Origin of the sequence: Spirulina subsalsa PCC 9445 (genome assembly GCF_000314005.1) — a bacterium.
Lineage (GTDB): Bacteria > Cyanobacteriota > Cyanobacteriia > Cyanobacteriales > Spirulinaceae > Spirulina_A > Spirulina_A subsalsa.
This window is the reverse complement of the sequence record NZ_JH980292.1, coordinates 1,778,219-1,794,593: the sequence shown is the minus strand read 5'-3', so window position 1 is coordinate 1,794,593 and position 16,375 is coordinate 1,778,219. Positions and strand designations below refer to the sequence as shown.

The 16,375-nt window shown below is 45.6% G+C and carries 15 protein-coding genes and 1 pseudogene; 3 read left to right on the top strand and 13 right to left on the bottom strand.

Features of this window, described 5'->3' with window-relative positions:
• Positions 1-51: 51 nt before the first annotated feature.
• From SPI9445_RS29170 to psbA, 5 genes and pseudogenes are all read right to left on the bottom strand, one after another.
• Positions 52-240: pseudogene (locus SPI9445_RS29170) on the bottom strand (RNA-guided endonuclease TnpB family protein); the annotation flags it as partial.
• An 87-nt stretch (positions 241-327) separates the two neighbouring features.
• Complete coding sequence (locus SPI9445_RS0108340; protein WP_017304278.1) at positions 328-1,221, bottom strand: ABC transporter permease; 894 nt, start codon at positions 1,219-1,221, stop codon at positions 328-330.
• A gap of 54 nt (positions 1,222-1,275) precedes the next feature.
• Entirely contained in the window at positions 1,276-2,037 is a 762-nt protein-coding gene (locus SPI9445_RS0108335) for an ABC transporter ATP-binding protein (protein WP_033374373.1), read from the bottom strand.
• Positions 2,038-2,041: 4 nt separating this feature from the next.
• Positions 2,042-3,061: an ABC transporter substrate-binding protein gene (locus SPI9445_RS0108330; protein WP_017304276.1), complete on the bottom strand. Its 1,020-nt coding sequence runs from the start codon at positions 3,059-3,061 to the stop codon at positions 2,042-2,044.
• A gap of 204 nt (positions 3,062-3,265) precedes the next feature.
• The gene (gene psbA, locus SPI9445_RS0108325; protein ID WP_017302700.1) at positions 3,266-4,348 is read right to left on the bottom strand and encodes a photosystem II q(b) protein; all 1,083 of its coding nucleotides are present in this window, start codon (positions 4,346-4,348) and stop codon (positions 3,266-3,268) included.
• Positions 4,349-4,477: 129 nt separating this feature from the next.
• Between psbA and cofG the strand changes: the two genes are divergently transcribed.
• Complete coding sequence (cofG, locus tag SPI9445_RS0108320; RefSeq protein WP_017304275.1) at positions 4,478-5,473, top strand: 7,8-didemethyl-8-hydroxy-5-deazariboflavin synthase subunit CofG; 996 nt, start codon at positions 4,478-4,480, stop codon at positions 5,471-5,473.
• 18 nt (positions 5,474-5,491) lie between these two features.
• Here the strand turns inward: cofG and SPI9445_RS31080 are convergent, their stop codons facing one another.
• From SPI9445_RS31080 to bchI, 6 genes are all read right to left on the bottom strand, one after another.
• On the bottom strand, positions 5,492-5,644 hold the full coding sequence (locus tag SPI9445_RS31080) for a hypothetical protein (protein WP_202803660.1): 153 nt from the start codon (positions 5,642-5,644) through the stop codon (positions 5,492-5,494).
• Positions 5,596-6,012 carry a hypothetical protein gene (locus SPI9445_RS26955; protein WP_202803659.1) on the bottom strand — a complete coding sequence of 139 codons (417 nt, stop codon included), beginning with the start codon at positions 6,010-6,012 and terminating at the stop codon, positions 5,596-5,598. Before SPI9445_RS26955 ends, SPI9445_RS31080 begins: the two co-directional genes overlap by 49 nt.
• Positions 6,013-6,033: 21 nt before the next feature.
• Entirely contained in the window at positions 6,034-7,269 is a 1,236-nt protein-coding gene (locus SPI9445_RS0108310) for an XRE family transcriptional regulator (RefSeq protein ID WP_017304274.1), read from the bottom strand.
• A 46-nt stretch (positions 7,270-7,315) separates the two neighbouring features.
• Positions 7,316-7,870 carry a hypothetical protein gene (locus SPI9445_RS0108305; protein ID WP_017304273.1) on the bottom strand — a complete coding sequence of 185 codons (555 nt, stop codon included), beginning with the start codon at positions 7,868-7,870 and terminating at the stop codon, positions 7,316-7,318.
• 188 nt (positions 7,871-8,058) lie between these two features.
• Entirely contained in the window at positions 8,059-9,111 is a 1,053-nt protein-coding gene (locus tag SPI9445_RS0108300) for a YdcF family protein (protein ID WP_017304272.1), read from the bottom strand.
• A gap of 111 nt (positions 9,112-9,222) precedes the next feature.
• Positions 9,223-10,305 (bottom strand): magnesium chelatase ATPase subunit I, encoded by a 1,083-nt coding sequence (gene bchI / locus SPI9445_RS0108295; RefSeq protein WP_017304271.1) that lies wholly within the window; start codon positions 10,303-10,305, stop codon positions 9,223-9,225.
• 519 nt (positions 10,306-10,824) lie between these two features.
• On the opposite strand from bchI, the gene SPI9445_RS0108290 reads away from it, so the two are divergent.
• Together SPI9445_RS0108290 and SPI9445_RS0108285 are read left to right on the top strand one after the other, a co-directional pair.
• Positions 10,825-12,030 carry an RNA-guided endonuclease InsQ/TnpB family protein gene (locus SPI9445_RS0108290; RefSeq protein WP_017304270.1) on the top strand — a complete coding sequence of 402 codons (1,206 nt, stop codon included), beginning with the start codon at positions 10,825-10,827 and terminating at the stop codon, positions 12,028-12,030.
• A gap of 246 nt (positions 12,031-12,276) precedes the next feature.
• Positions 12,277-13,140, top strand: a complete 864-nt coding sequence (locus SPI9445_RS0108285) for a hypothetical protein (protein WP_164674490.1) — start codon at positions 12,277-12,279, stop codon at positions 13,138-13,140.
• On the opposite strand, the gene SPI9445_RS24880 is transcribed toward SPI9445_RS0108285, so the two are convergent.
• Together SPI9445_RS24880 and SPI9445_RS24875 are read right to left on the bottom strand one after the other, a co-directional pair.
• Entirely contained in the window at positions 13,074-14,933 is a 1,860-nt protein-coding gene (locus tag SPI9445_RS24880) for a PAS domain-containing hybrid sensor histidine kinase/response regulator (protein WP_017304268.1), read from the bottom strand. The two genes, SPI9445_RS0108285 and SPI9445_RS24880, sit on opposite strands and share 67 nt — an antisense overlap.
• Before the next feature lie 11 nt (positions 14,934-14,944).
• Positions 14,945-16,297: a hybrid sensor histidine kinase/response regulator gene (locus SPI9445_RS24875; protein WP_017304267.1), complete on the bottom strand. Its 1,353-nt coding sequence runs from the start codon at positions 16,295-16,297 to the stop codon at positions 14,945-14,947.
• Between the last annotated feature and the right edge of the window lie 78 nt (positions 16,298-16,375).

Genomic DNA, 16,375 nt, shown 5'->3' with positions numbered 1-16,375 from the left:
ACGATTCGGATTTCCCCACTTGAGCCTCTCAAGCTCGGTATACAGTGTGAACTACCCCACCCTGCCGTTGGCGAGGATGGGGCTTCCTGATTCAATGGGAAAAGCATCTAGCAAAACCGAAATCTTGCCAGGTTGTTTTACGTTCCCTCCCCAGGTCGTATCGCTGGTTCCCAACGACAATATCCGCAAGGCTTCATTTTTAATGTTTTGTGCTGCATTAATATCACGGTCATGGTGAGTGCCACAATATTGACATTCCCATTGCCTAACCTCTAACGCTAAACTATCTACGCAAGCGAGGAAGGGGAATTCCGCAACATTTTTGTGTTAATTCTCCCGCTTTAGGGCGCTTTCGTGCCAATGGCCTAACAGGAGATTTGACAAGACGGTTAAACCCCAAAAAATGGCAATGCCCAAGAGGGTAATTAATAAAATCGCCGCAAACATCCGGGCAATTTGTAAATTGTAGCTGGCCATTAAAATCTGATAGGCAATGCCCGAACGTTGCCCCCCAGTCCCAGCAACAAATTCCGCCACGACGGCCCCAATCAAGGCTAATCCCCCACTAATGCGCAATCCCCCCAAAAAGTAGGGCAGAGCGCTAGGTAAACGTAAATAGAGCAAGGTTTGCCAAGGGGAGGCATTGTAAAGTTGAAAGACATCTTTCAGGGTATGGTCAACGCTGTTTAACCCCAAGGTGGTGTTCGAGAGGATGGGGAAAAAGGCGATAATCCAAGCGCAAATCACCAGGGCGGCAAAGGTGCTAGATTGGGGGGGCAGGACTTGGCGAGTCCAGATGATAATTAAGGGTGCGATCGCCACAATAGGAGTTGTTTGTAAAACCACCGCATAGGGAAATAAACTATACTCCACCCATTTATTCAACGTTAAAAGGATCGATAACACCACCCCCGACACAATGGCTGCCACAAAAGCCACCAGGGTAATTTGCAACGTAATCCAAAGAGCAGGCAACAAAATTGCCCAATCTCTCCAGAGGGTTTGTATTACTAAAAGCGGCCCCGGCAACAAGTAAGGGGGTGTGTTGCTCCAGCGCACGAAGAGTTCCCAACTGACCAAAAACAACACCCCCACAATCAGAGGCGCAATAATTTCAATAGAGGTTAAGCGACGGACTAAGCCTTGCCAGAAATTAACCCGAGGAGATTCAGGTTCTTTCCGCGTTTCAGACTCAGAAGGTTTAATTTGAGTGGATGACATAGGACAGCAATCACGGATAAACAAGAGCGAGTAATCTGGAGAATAGAAGTTGCCCTAATATTGCCCTTGAGTTGCCGCCGTTAGCTCCACAGCAACTCGGTCACAATATTGATGAAAAGGTCGGGATAAACGAAAATCCTCCGGTCGAGGATAGGGAACTTCAATGGGAACGTCAGCGAAAATCTGACCGGGATGGGAAGACATCACTAAGACACGATGGGATAAATAAACCGCTTCATATAGATTATGGGTGACAAATAAAACCGTCCAATGTTTTTGTTGGGCTAAAGTTAATAAATCGTGATTTAACTTCGTCCGGGTGAGTTCATCTAAAGCCCCAAAGGGTTCATCCATTAAGAGCAATTGAGGATCCGTCACCAAAGCCCGAGCCAGAGAAACCCGCATTTTCATCCCCCCGGAAAGTTGCCGAGGATAGGCGGACTCAAACCCCGTTAAACCAACGAGATGAATCGCCTCTTGCACTTTTGCCCGGCTTTTATTGCGAGACATTCCAGCCAATTTCAAAGGCAAACGGATATTTTCAAACACCGTTGACCAAGGCAATAAAGCGGGTTGTTGAAAGACAAAAGCTAACTTTTGCTGGGGTTCGCTGTCTGACCATTCAATTTCTCCCTCGGTGACGTTGAGTAAGTTAGCCACTAAACGCAAGACGGTACTTTTCCCGCAACCAGAAGCCCCCACTAAACTGACGAACTCGCCCCGGTTAACGGTCAAGTTCAGATTGTGCAAAGCCACGACACCATTAGAATAAGCTTTGCTCACTTGCTGAAGATCAAAAACGGGAGCTTGGGGCATGGGTTCACAGGGTTCTGGATTCAAGGGATTGACCAACAAATTGCAGGGTAAACCCCTGAGTATAGTCGAAATCGGGACTGACGGTTCCCGCGTCTAACATCGCCTGAAAAATGGCCTCCCAGCGTTCGGCGGTCATAATGCCAATGCCGTATTTTTCAGCATCTCCCGATGTCGCCAGGCCATACTCTTTGATTTTTTCTAGACCATAGGCGAGTAACTCACTACTCATTTCCGGGTTATCTTGTTGAATCAATTCGTTGCCGGGAGCGGGGTCTTCAAGGTAGCTATACCAGCCTTTAATGGAAGCATCGACAAAACGCTGCACTAAGTCCGGGTTTTCTTCCACTAAACGGCGACGAGTGTCAATAGTCATGGCGTAGGGTGTATATCCATAGTCGGAGAGGAGAAACACCACAGGAGTAAACCCCCCTTGTTGCTCCACCGTCCAAGGTTCTGAGGAGAGATAACCCTGTTGGGCTGAGTTTGTATCGGCGAGGAAGGGGGCGACGCTGAAGTTATAGGGGCGTCGTTGGTCGTCGGTAAAGCCAAATTCTTTTCTCAGCATGGGCCAGTAGGTGGAATTGGAGATGCTGGAAACATAGATGGGTCTTCCTCTCAGGTCGGCTAGGGTTTCTACCCCAGTGTTAGGATGGGCTAAGAGAATTTGGGGATCTTTTTGAAACATGGCCGCGACGGTTACTTTAGGAACTCCTTCATAAACCGCTTGCATAGATCCCATGGAACCGCCCATGGTAAAGTCAAGGACTCCCCCCATCAAGAGTTGAGACAAATTCACTTGGGGGCCGCCCATTTGGATGGTGACATCTAGGCCATATTCTTCATAAATGCCTGTGGCGACGGCTTGATAAAATCCCCCATGTTCAGCCTGGGCGTACCAGTTCGTGCCGTAGACTATGCGCTCTCGGTCGGAGGGGGAGGTTCTGGGGGCGCGATTCTCACAACCTGCAATTAAACCACTGGCCAGGGCGAGAGAACTATATTGGATGAATTGACGGCGTTTCATGAAACTATAGCTTGGGTCAAGGTGGAAAGAAGAAAGAGATGCAGGATAGAAAAAACCTTTACTCTCCAGTGTGCCATAATCCCGATGCTCAGGGGGAAGTTGAGCGTTTTTTCTAGAAGCAGGACAAAACCAAAAGCACCCCCGATGAGGGAGTGCTTTTGGCTTAAATTAGCTTAGACCTGTTAGCGTAGTCTTGTGCTTAACTTACCCGTTGATTTGGGGAGCCGTTAAAGCTACAGGAGCCGCTTCACCACTTGCTAAGTCTAAGGGGAAGTTGTGAGCGTTGCGCTCGTGCATTACTTCAAACCCTAAGTTAGCGCGGTTCAGGATGTCAGCCCAGGTGTTGATGACGCGACCTTGGCTGTCTAAGATGGATTGGTTGAAGTTGAAACCGTTCAGGTTGAACGCCATGGTGCTTACACCCAAAGCGGTGAACCAGATCCCAACCACCGGCCAAGCTGCTAAGAAGAAGTGCAGGGCGCGGGAGTTGTTGAAAGAAGCGTATTGGAAGATTAAGCGACCGAAGTAGCCGTGAGCCGCTACGATGTTGTAGGTTTCTTCTTCTTGACCAAATTTGTAACCGTAGTTTTGAGATTCGGTTTCGGTGGTTTCACGCACTAAGGAAGAAGTCACCAGAGAACCGTGCATGGCGCTGAATAACGCACCGCCGAACACCCCGGCAACACCCAACATATGGAAGGGGTGCATCAGGATATTGTGTTCAGCTTGGAACACTAACATGAAGTTGAAAGTCCCACTGATTCCTAAAGGCATCCCATCGGAGAAAGAACCTTGACCCATGGGGTAGATCAGGAATACAGCAGTAGCGGCGGATACGGGGGCAGAGTAAGCCACGCAGATCCAAGGGCGCATCCCTAAGCGGTAGCTGAGTTCCCACTGACGACCGAGGTAGCAGAACACACCGATCAGGAAGTGGAAGATCACTAACTGGTAGGGGCCACCATTGTACAGCCACTCATCGAGGGAAGCGGCTTCCCAGATGGGGTAGAAGTGTAAACCAATGGCGTTGGAGGAAGGCACAACAGCACCAGAGATGATGTTGTTGCCGTAGAGTAAAGAACCTGCAACGGGTTCACGAATCCCATCGATGTCCACGGGGGGAGCAGCGATGAAGGCGATGATGAAGCAGGTGGTGGCGGTTAAGAGGGTAGGGATCATGAGAACACCGAACCAACCGATATAAAGACGGTTATTGGTGCTAGTGACCCACTGACAGAACCGCTCCCAAACGTTGGCGCTCTCGCGCTGTTGAATGGTCGTTGTCATGGTTTGATAATTTCTAAATCTAGATAATGGATGATGTAGGGAAAGACCTAGATTAACTTTCCGCTAGGTTTCATTATAGGGGGTGCATTACAATTTGTAAAGTGTTTCTGAGAATTTTTTGAGGGGAGGATGGAAGAGGGGAGGTCAATTACTTATAGTCCGGCTTATACGCTGGTGCCGACTTATGAGTGTTTTAATCGCTGTGGTTATTGTAATTTTCGCCAAGATCCGGGGGTGGGGGATTGGTTGGGTTTGGAGGAGGCGGGGGCTATTCTGCATGGCTTACAAAACTCTGGGGTGGTGGAAATCTTAATCTTAAGTGGGGAGGTTCACCCCCGGAGTTCCCGTCGCCCTGCTTGGTTTGAGCGGATTTATCAGTTGGGTGAGTTGGCGTTGAGTTTGGGTTATCTCCCCCATACGAATGTGGGGCCGTTGAGTTGGGAGGAGATGGAACGGTTGCGGGAGGTGAATGTTTCTATGGGGTTAATGGTGGAACAGGTGACTCCCCGCTTGTTGGAGACGGTGCATCAAAAAGCGCCGAGTAAGCGGCCTGAGGTGCGGTTACAGCAGTTAGTCTGGGCGGGGGAGTTAAGGATTCCCTTTACTACGGGGTTATTGTTGGGGATTGGGGAGGAGGAGGAGGATTGGGTGGAGAGTTTGAAGGCGATCGCATCTATTCATAAACAATACCAACATATTCAAGAGGTGATCCTCCAACCCCACCGCCAAGGGGCAACCCAGAGTTATGAGGAGGGGGTAAGGGAGGAGGGGCAATTGTTGCGGGCGGTTGCCTTGGCTCGGGAAATTTTGCCCCCAGAGATTGCCTTACAAGTTCCCCCTAATTTGGTGGGGGATGGGGTGCTGTTGCGGGCTTGTTTGGCCGCGGGGGCGAGGGATTTAGGGGGGATTGGCCCGAAGGATGAGGTGAATCCTGATTATCCCCATGTTCAGGTGGTGGCTTTGCAGGAGGCGATCGCACCCGATGGCTGGCAACTGGTTCCTCGTCTTCCCGTTTACCCCCAATACTATGATTGGTTGCCCCAGTCGTTGCAAGAGGCAATAGGCGGAGTTGTTGAAAGGGTACAAGCCCTAGCTATTCCTTATTCCCGTCCAAACTCCCCCTAAGATTTTCGGCCATTGGGTTTATTGTTCTAATAATACGGACTGCCACCAACTGTAAAGAGTATGGGTTTTAGGGGGAATATATCGGCCTTTAATCTTAATGGCATCTAACACCGCTTTAACGGTTATTCGTTCAATTTGGGCAATTTCTGACCAATCTTTGACAATTTCCAAAGTAGATAAAATCTGGAGGTGGGGGGCTTCTTGGGAAAAAAAGAACGGGCTTTTCTCTCATCGGTTGCTAGAGTCCAGTGGCGTTCAATGGCGATCGCACCTGTTGCCGCTTCCCCATCATCCAGTGTAACAGCATCGTTGACAAATCGCGCCATTTCTGCATCTGAAGCAAAGTCCACCCCCCTCAAAAGTCCCCCATTGATCGCACGCTCAAACTGTTCTACATTTTCTATAGTTTGTAATTCTCGCTGCACTTCCTGAACCATTGCCCCTTGAAAGGGAATCGTTTCTAAAATATCCAATAAATAACCAGATGCACACAAATTGAGCAGACAACAAGCATCAAAAAGTAAATAGGTGGAACTCATAACTCTTTATGCACTTCTGGTTTAACCTTGGATTAAATTCGCCTCAACATCTTCTAATAGACCACTAGAGTAGTCCCGTAAGGATTCAGCAATCCGACGAGCTTCTAAACGATCAACACCGAGAAAACGGGAAAATTGCCCCTCTGTAATTTTTCCTTGATCAAGGGCTTCAATCGCTAAATGTTGATAGTGAATGGGCGTAATTTCACGACGTTGTTGATCCGGTTGTAATCCTAATTCCTGCTGCATCTTTCTGACTTTTAATCCCCGTTCTTTTGCTTCGCAACGTTTCACGAACAAATTATCCCATGTTCCACTCGGCAACAGTTTCATCTCTTCCAAACGATAGGTTAACCCTTGCACTGATACCCCATAATAATGGGCAAGACTAAACAAATCGGTGGGGGTAAATTTTCCTTCATTAGCGCGACAACGATCATTAAACTGTTTCAATAAACTACTGGTTGGCATTAAAAAATATTTCGCAAAAGCCTCCGCCAAGCGTTTGCTTCGCAACGTTTCACGAACACTTTCGGGCAGCTTTTGATACTGCTCCTCTCGATCTACTACAGCCGTGTGACGATGGGCTAAAAAGTGTAAATAACCGTGGGCTAAAGACCAATGCTGACGTTCTGGCGGATGATAAACATTAATCGCTAGACACCCTCCCATTAGGTCATTATAGCTATAAATCTCGGAATATTTACCCGGCATGGGAAGATAAAAAATCCGAAGGCCTACCTCTTGTTCTAAAATGTCTCGTAAGCTACTGAGGGGACGATCTCCGAGTCCGAGACGTTGGCGTTCTTGAGTTGCGATCGCCTCAGCCGAAAGTTCAACTAACCTCCCACTGGTTTGATATTCTGAGGGGTAGTTACGGGGCAGTGGAGAGGTCATAATTTGTTCTAACTCCAAGTAATTCTCGCAAAACTGCTGAAACTTGGCGATTACAGGCTGAATTTCTGCTTCATCTTCTTGGGTGCGGCGGAATGCTGCCCGAAACTGCACATCAAAGGATTCTACAACTGGACGAGGGCGAACAAAATCACTCACAGACTGACCATAAGCACGAGCCAGTTTAATTAATTCTTCGGGTTTTAAGCGGCGATCGCCTTTTTCAATCGCAACAATCGTGGTGCGGCCGGCCTCAATAATTTGGGCGGCATCCAATTGAGTCATCCCACAGCGTTTTCTAGCCTGTTGCAGGCGTTCCCCTAACTGCCGTAAATCGATATTGTCAAGAATATTGATCGCCATTGTATCCTCGTTTGGGCAGTTGCTCCATGCTTACCGTTAATTTAACCTATGATTTATCTGCCTTTATCATTCCAGTCATAAGCTGGTCTTGAACCATTTTCCATTCTTGAACATAGGTTTTATAAAGTTTCATTAGACGGATTCTCATTTCGTCAGCAGAAATGTTTTGAAATTGGCAAGTTTGATCAACAATATCATCGAACTCTGGGTATTCTTCAGTCAGATACTGCCATTGTTTTGATTCGTCAACCATCATTAAAGTTTTTGGATGAACTGAGCGAGAATGAGCTAAACCGAGATCAGATTGACGATAAGGAAGATTAATTGCTCCAATACCATTTTCATAAAGATAAAGAGTGTTTTCCCCCATTAAATAAGCACAAGCAGATCCCAGAATCGTAAACACGACTCCTCGCGCACGAGATAACTTGTTTTTTATATATTTTTCATGATTGTCCTTATTGCAAAAACGGATGGGTACACGAAAAAGTTGAATACGATTTGGAAATATTTTTTGTATCTCTTCGGCTACTACTTTTTGCTTGTTATAGATAAAGTCATTGCTACCTGTACCAAATAGGCTAAACTTTAAGCATAACAATGTCAGCTTATATTTTCAATTTTAGCACAAAAAGTCAGAAAAAGAACATAGAAACTATAAGTTCTCGTTATACATCCGGGTGCTAAAGCGCAGCGATGCACCCAGAGAAGTTAAAACTTCCCTTGCAAATCCCCAAAGCGGGTCATTTTAGCCCCATAATAACCACTTGCCCTATTGTGGAGAATCATCTAAAACACAATAGGGGAGAGCCAACCGCGTAGAAAATAATAAATCGTTGCTAAATACTCTTCAATCACATTGGTAGTAATTTCTAACGCTTGAATAGAGGGAATCAAATCCGCTAACGTAATCCGCCGACCTGCTCCTTCTTCCCCCTCAAAAGTCTGAAAATCCGTCGGTCGAGGAATCACCCGCATTCCTACTTCTCGGAAGGTTTGAGCCGCTCGACGAATTTGTAACGCCGAAGTCACTAATAAAATCGTCGGTCGATCTTCCCCCAATTGCGTGCTTAAAATGCGCTGCACTTCAAGGGCATTAGTGCGCAAATTTAAGCCCGTCGTTTCGGGATAAATGGCACTTTCTGGCACCCCTAACCGTTGCAATAAAACACCAATATCTCGTGCTTCGTCCATCTGTTCGGCAGTGCCGACAATATTCCGTCTGGGACTCGCGGAGACAATTACAATGGGAAAACTCCCGAGTTCTCGCTGTTGCCGGAACAGTTGCGCGGTGTATAAAATCCGGCTACCTTGTGCGGTTAGTTGAATTTGCGTCCGGTAGCCAATATTCGGTTCCGTGCTACCTTGTCCCAATAACACAATGGCTGGCCCCACTTGAAAGGGTTCGGGGGTGAGGGGTTCGGGGCAATCTTGCACACAAGCCTCTCGTTTTTGTTGCTCTACTTGAATAGTTTCCAGTTCAATCGCTCGGGCAATTTGATAGGAAATTAGGGGGTTGCTAGAGAGAACTAAAATAATTAAAGCCGTCCAGAGTAACGCGGGAGCGGGCTGTTTAATTTCCCCTTTTTTATTAATCTTTAAAACACTGGATAAAATTAACAGTAAAGCTAAACCCAAGGGGGTGAGGGGAATTGACATGACTTTCCACAATACCGCTACAGGGGCATAGGTGGGGCTGATAAAGGCGATCGCAATCACCGCTAAAATAAAGCCCACCCCAATCACCGTTAGGGCGGCCTTGGGGATGACTTTAGCCAGTAGATAATAGAGAAAAACGCCGATCAGCAGGAGCAGCAGCGTACTGGTGAGTAGTTCAAACATGGTCTAGCGACAACATCTCCTGTCAGCAGAGAGCAGGGGAAAAGCGAGTCCCCCTGCACCCCTCAATTATGAACTCGGAATTCCCCTCTGCTCTGGTTTCACCGACAGGGTTTAGGACTCTTCAGCTTCGACCCCAAACACCCGGTTAAAGGCCTTCTGCACTTTATAACCCGAATCAATGGACTCTAGGGGATCTTTGCGCAGACGGTGACGCAAGCAGAGGGTGACAACGCGGCGAATATCCTCAACCGTGGCTTCGGTGCGGCCTTCAAAAGCGGCCAAGGCTTTCGCGGCGCGGTTGGTGACAATATCACCCCGTAACCCATCCACATCTAATTCCGCGCAAACTTCGGAAATATTCACCCGTAAATCGTACTCAATGGTGACATCCCCTAGGCGTTTTTGCGCTTCCACTAACCGCGCTTGTAGGGCTTCTTGTTCCACTTGATAGCGACTCATAAACCCTTGAGGGTCCCGGTCAAAGTCTGACCGTTGTTCCACAATTTGCACCCGTAAGGCCGGCTCCTTAACCGTGCGGATTTCGGCGTGCATCCCGAAACGGTCGAGGAGTTGGGGGCGTAATTCCCCTTCTTCAGGGTTGCCGGAACCCACGAGAACAAAGCGGGCGGGGTGGCGGATGGAAATCCCTTCCCGTTCTACGGTATTCCAACCACTGGCAGCCGAATCTAACAGAACATCGACGAGGTGATCATCCAGCAAGTTCACCTCATCCACATATAAAATCCCCCGGTTGGCTTTGGCTAATAGACCGGGTTCAAAGGCTTTGACCCCTTCAGAGAGGGCCTTTTCAATGTCAATGGTGCCACAGACCCGATCTTCTGTTGCCCCCAGAGGCAGGTCAATCATGGTGACTTTTTTCTGGGTAATGGTCAGGGGGAGATTTTGGGCGATCGCATTTCGCACCTCATCCCCCATTAAATCCGGGTCGGAAGGGTGGGAATTAAAGGGATCATTGGCGACCACATCGATTTCCGGTAAGAGGTCGGCCAGAGCGCGAATCGTGGTTGATTTTCCCGTTCCGCGATCGCCCATGATCATCACCCCGCCAATTTTGGGATCAATCACATTCAATAACAGGGCTAATTTCATTTCCTCTTGACCGACAATAGCCGTAAAAGGAAACACGAGGCGACGGGTTTGGGTGGGAGGGGTTTGGAGGGCGGTTGCAGTCATTGACTTTATATTTTTGCTTATTATTCTCACTCAGCAGACAGCAGAGCGAGTCTCTACCATCAATCAAGGAAGAGACTCTGCCAGACTTTCGCTATTGTGACCTGTTACATTTTAACAAAAATGTTGCGGAATTCCCCTTCCTCGCTTGCAGGGAGGGGATGGATAGCAACCCAGTAATAAACTGAGCGACAGCGAATCTTTAGATAAAATCCTTAGATAGGGTCTGCTGTTCACTTCGTGACGCTCCGCGAACGCGAAGCGTTGCGTAGCAATATATCTCTCTAAGTCCTGTTACTGGGACTTTTAGCGGTTTATACCCAATTAAATAGACTTGAGGGCAAAAACCTGAATTTCCCCTGTTCCCTGTTCCCTGTTCCCTGTTCCCTTAAGCAGGAGTCAGGGAAATTAGGACATCGAATGGGTTTGTATCCGCACCAAGCCAGACCAAGATATTGTCCTAACGGCTCAGGCGGTTGCTATAATATGTTAGACTGTTATCGGCAACACTGGTTCTCGATAATGTATAAGGCTTACAAGTATCGTATCTATCCTACTGATGAGCAAAAAGTATCCCTGGCTAAGGCGTTCGGATGCTGTCGTTGGTATTGGAATTTGGCGTTAGACTTGTGCCAAAAAACCTATATCGAGACGGGTAAGGGATTGTCCAGGGGATATATCCAAGGCTTATTACCAGAACTAAAAAAGGAGTATCCTTGGTTAAAAAATGCCTACTCCCAATCCTTACAGGTGGTTGCACTTAATCTTTCTACTGCCTACAAAAACTTCTTTGAGAAACGGGCGCGGTTACCCCGTTTCAAGTCAAAGCATGGTCGGCAGACTCTGAGTTATCCTGCCAACGTTAAGTTTGAAGGGGACTATCTCAAAATACCGGGGAAGATTGGGTTAGTGTATTGCCGTCGTCATCGGGAATTTGAAGGGAAAATCAAAACCGTTACTCTGGTCAAAAATCCGGATGGTCAATACTATGCTTCAGTGTTAGTGGATGACGGGAAAGATGTCATTAGCCCATCGGTTGAGGGCAAAGCTATTGGCATTGATGTTGGACTAACTCATTTTGCGATTACGAGCGATGGGTCTAAGTACGATAATCCTCGCCATTTTGCCAAGCATCAGAAAAACCTAAAGCGTAAGCAACAAAAGCTATGCCGTAAACAAAAAGGTAGTAAAAATCGAGCTAAGGCGAAACAAAAAGTTGCCAAAGTTCATAGTAAGATAGCCCGATGTCGTGAGGACTTTCTACACAAACTATCCCGCAAGATAGTCAACGAAAACCAAGTGATTGCTGTAGAGAATCTGAACGTCAAAGGGATGGTAAAAAACCCTAAACTAGCCAAGGCAATTAGTGATGTGGGTTGGGGGATGTTTACCACTGTGCTTAAATATAAAGCCGAGTGGGAAGGCAAAACCTATATTGAAGTTGACCGCTTTTTTGCGTCTTCAAAGACCTGTCACCTGTGCCTTAATAGAGTGGATAGCTTACCGTTAGAAGTTCGGCAATGGGAATGTCAAAATTGTGGCACTCACCATGACCGTGATATTAATGCAGCACAAAACATTAAAAATGAAGCCTTGCGGATATTGTCGTTGGGAACCAGCGATACGGCCTGGGGAGGGAACGTAAGACAACCTGGCAAGATTTCGGTTTTGCTAGATGTTCCATTGAATCAGGAAGCCCCATCCTCGCGCCTCGGCAGGGTGGGGTAGTTCACTACAAAGCTGTCCCCATCTTCCCGGCTCTCCGCCCATCTGCTTAACTCATAGGATTTTTAGCCCATCCATAGGACAAAGCGAAATAGGTCTAAAAAGCTGTAGCTATATTGCATTATATCCGCTAAGGTGTTGACATCCTTACCGCCCAAGGATGGTGATTCGCAAACCTCGTCGTAAATGTGTCGCCATTTGACAGCAAAGCTGCCTTCAAAGGGCGGAGTTTCAGACCCAAAATTTTCGATGAGTCAGGGTAACATTATGACCGAAGAACGAAACCCCCTTGCCGAACGATTAGTTAATCTGGATCTAGAAATCGAACTCCTGAAAGCGAGCGTTAATCATGCTTACAGCAGGTGTGAGCGAGATCCCCTCCATCAGGCACAATGGCAAAAACAGATCACCAAATTAGAAACCCGTCTCCAACGGATGCAAAACACTCGTCAACGTTGGTTAGATGAACTGAGTACCCCCCAGTTAAAACAACGGATTCAGGCCTTAGAAGCTCGGGTTATAATGTTACAACAACAGGTTGAACAGTTAGAGCAAGAAAATTTCCTGTTACGGGAACAAGCCAAGGAACTTAAAGAGTTACAAGATGAACACGAATTTTTAAATAAACTCTATAGTGAGCAACTTAAAAATGTAGCTTTGCTCAGTTTGCATCATAAGCAAAATGTAGAAAATCACACTAAATTAGTCTTAGATATTGGCGAAAAGCTTAAGTCAGCTAATATTTCTGTTGTTGCTAAAGCTGCCAAAAACTATTTAGGCAATAACAGTGAATATGTCCAACAAACTGGGTTAAAAAATTACGGTGTGAACCCAACTACAGATCAGGTCTTATTTCCGATATCTTTTAAGCAGGCAGAACAAAAGTATTTACTGATATTATATGTAAATGCCAATACCTCAGAGTTTGAGCAAGGAACTCTGTCCGTTAAGTTTTACGAAACCAGCAGCAAAACATTATTAAAGTCTCAGGATTTTGAGTTTTTTCAAAATCAGGAAGCCGTTGATTATTTCTTGAGCATTTATCATCAATTTGCAGGCAATTTTGCTGACAAATTTGTAGATAAAGATTCTATAAACTTTACAATTCCTTGATCATCAAAATCATGAGCTAATTCTAACAGTTTAACACAAAATGATTCATATTTTGCATCTAACGCTTTAAGTTCTTGGGCTTCTCCTTCAACGGCAGCAATATCACCAATTTTAGCAGATTGATGAAGGCGTTCCAGAACAGAAGAAGGGGGGATAATTAAAGGTAATTCTGGCAAAGGAGAACTGAGGTTAACCTCAGTTGTAGCGTAAACCCACTCAATTTGTAATAGTTGATGGAGAGTTTGCAAAAGTTTTGAAATATCAATCGGCTTCGACACAAAACCATTACACCCCACCGCTAAACTTTTCGCCTGATCATTATTTAACACACTGGCACTCAGGGCTAAAATAATCGTATCTTTAAATCTCTCCTGTTCTCGTAAGCGACGAGTCATTTCAAACCCATCTAGACTGGGCATGACCAAATCGGTTAAAATCAGGTCAGGCTGAAAGTTTTGTGCGATCGCCAATCCCTCTTTTCCATCTCGTGCCACTTGGCATTCAAAACCCAGAGGATGCAGAATATCCAACAAAATCGCGCAGTTCACCTCCTTATCATCCACAATCAAAACCTTGCGCGTTTCCCCAATATAACCTGTAATTAACTCCCCCTCTTGTACAACAGCCGTTTTAACCCATTCTTCCACAATGGGAAAGGTTAAATCTAGCCAAAAGTCACTCCCTTTTCCCACCTGACTAATGACCTGAATTTCACTCCCCATGGTTCGAGCAATATGTTGACTAATGGCTAATCCTAAACCCGTTCCTTCCGTGTGATGATGAGACAAGCTTACTTGTTCAAACGGGAGAAAAATTTGTTCTAAGTAACAGCTAGGAATACCAATTCCCGTATCCTTAACCTGAAAACGAAGAGAGACTTGTTCCCCTGTTTGTTCTAAAAGAGTCACCTTGAATAAAACCTGACCTTTTTCCGTAAACTTAACGGCATTGGTTAATAAATTAATTAACACCTGTCGCAGTCGTTTATCATCCCCTTGTACTCCCTCCGGCAGATCCGGAGGAATCTCATAGAAAAAATGAATATCTTTCTCCTCAGCACGGATACGAGACATCTCCATCACACTTAATAAACAGGAAGGGAGATGAAAATTAGTCGGCAGAAGTTCTAATTTTCTGGCCTCAATTTTGGCAAAATCTAACACATCTTCAATCAGCGTTAATAAATGCGTTGCGCATTGATAAATTACACTTAAACCTTCTCGATGAATATTTAGATTGTCCGTGCGTTGTAGAATTTGGGTATAGCCAAGAATCCCATTAAGGGGAGTTCTTAACTCGTGACTCATATTCGCCAGAAATTCGCTTTTTGTCTGATTCGCCACCTCCGCTGCTTCTTTCGCTGCCTCTAGTGCCGCTTCTCGTTGTTTGCGTTGACTAATATCCCGCACCACCGCCTGAATCACCTGTTGTTCACCCAAATCCAGCGTTGCTAACCACACCTCAGCACAAAACTCCTCCCCATTGCGTCGTCGGTGTTGCCACTCAAAGCGATATTCTCCCTCTGTAATTGCCTTTTCCACCGCCGCGAAAGCAGCTATCTTAGAATCTTGACCATCTGGCTGTGTCGGTGGCGATAAATCCGACGGTAACTTACCCAACAATTCCGCCTCCGACTCATAGCCAAACATTGCCAAAGTAGCTCGATTACAGCTAATAATCCTTTGATCATACAACAGGACAGCATCCTGTAACCCCTCATACAAAAGGCGATATTTTGCTTCAGAAATTTGCAATTCTTGACTCATCGACTGATATTCTGTCCCGTCACTCATTAACCTAACCCTCAACTCACTTCAACAGAATGATCCGGGTAAAAAGAAACCTCAATTGGCAATTTTAAACGGAAGGTTGTTCCGTGATTAGGAATAGATTCAACCTCAATTTTTCCTTGATGGTGTTCCATGACTTCACGAGTAATACTTAAGCCCAACCCCGTTCCTTTGCCAACTTTTTTAGTCGTGAACAGATAATCAAAAATCTGCTTTTGAATCGCGGGAGAAATTCCCACCCCATTATCCTGAATCGTAATCCAAACTTGCCGATCTGCCTCAACATAACGGGTCTGGATAATAATACAATTCCCCTGATTGTCCCCTCCAGACCGTTCCCCTTGCTGATAAACTTCATCTAAAGCATCAATGGCATTCGCTAACACATTCATAAACACCTGATTTAATTGACCCGGAAAACAGGTGATCAGAGGCAATTTATCATAATCTTTAATCACCTGAATAGCGGATCGTTGTTCATTCCCCTGTAGACGATGCTTAAGAATTAACAGCGTACTATCTAGACCTTCATGAATGTCAAACATTTCCGGCAACCTCTGATCAGAACGGCAAAATTTCCCCATGGCTTGACTAATATAAGTCACTCGTTTTGTGCCTTCTTCTAGAGACTGCAAAAGCTGGGGAAAATCTTCCGCCACATAGTCAAACTCCATATCTACTAATCTTTCTCGGATTTCGGAAACAGGTTGAGGATAATAGGTCTGATATAACTTGACTAGATTAATCAAATTTTCAGCATAATCATAGGCAGGTTTAAGGTTGCCTTCAATAAAACCAATGGGATTCTTTATTTCATGAGCAATCCCCGCAATTAACTGTCCCAAACATGACATCTTTTCGTGTAAAACTAACTGGGACTGCATGGATTTAATCTCAAATGTTTTTTGTTCTACTTTTTCCTCTAGGCACAAGTTAAGGTCTAGCAACTCTCGATTTTTTTCTTCCAATTCTTGAGTAAGTTTACACAGTTTAAGATGAAGATTAACCCGAGCTAAAACTTCATTTTGCTGAAACGGTTTAGTGATATAATCTACAGCCCCCAATTCAAAGCCTTTCATTTTATTTTCTGTATCTGCTAAGGCTGTCATAAAAATAACTGGGATGCCTTGTGTGGAAGGGTTATCTTTAATCAAACGACAAGTTTCAAACCCACTAATCCCCGGCATCATGACATCTAGTAAAATTAAGTCTGGTAGTACATCTTCCAGTTTCTTCAGTGCGCTTTCTCCATCTTTAGCAATTAAAACCCGCAACCCTACATCTCTCAGTAAATTGAACACAACCTTAATATTTGTTGGGTTATCTTCAACTACCAGAATAGTACTGGATTCTATTCCTTCAAACATGATTAACCTCTTGGCAAGTGATAAATCAATAATCGATTATTGTTGGTCTACAGTTCCGTATTTTTTCGGTTGACTTTA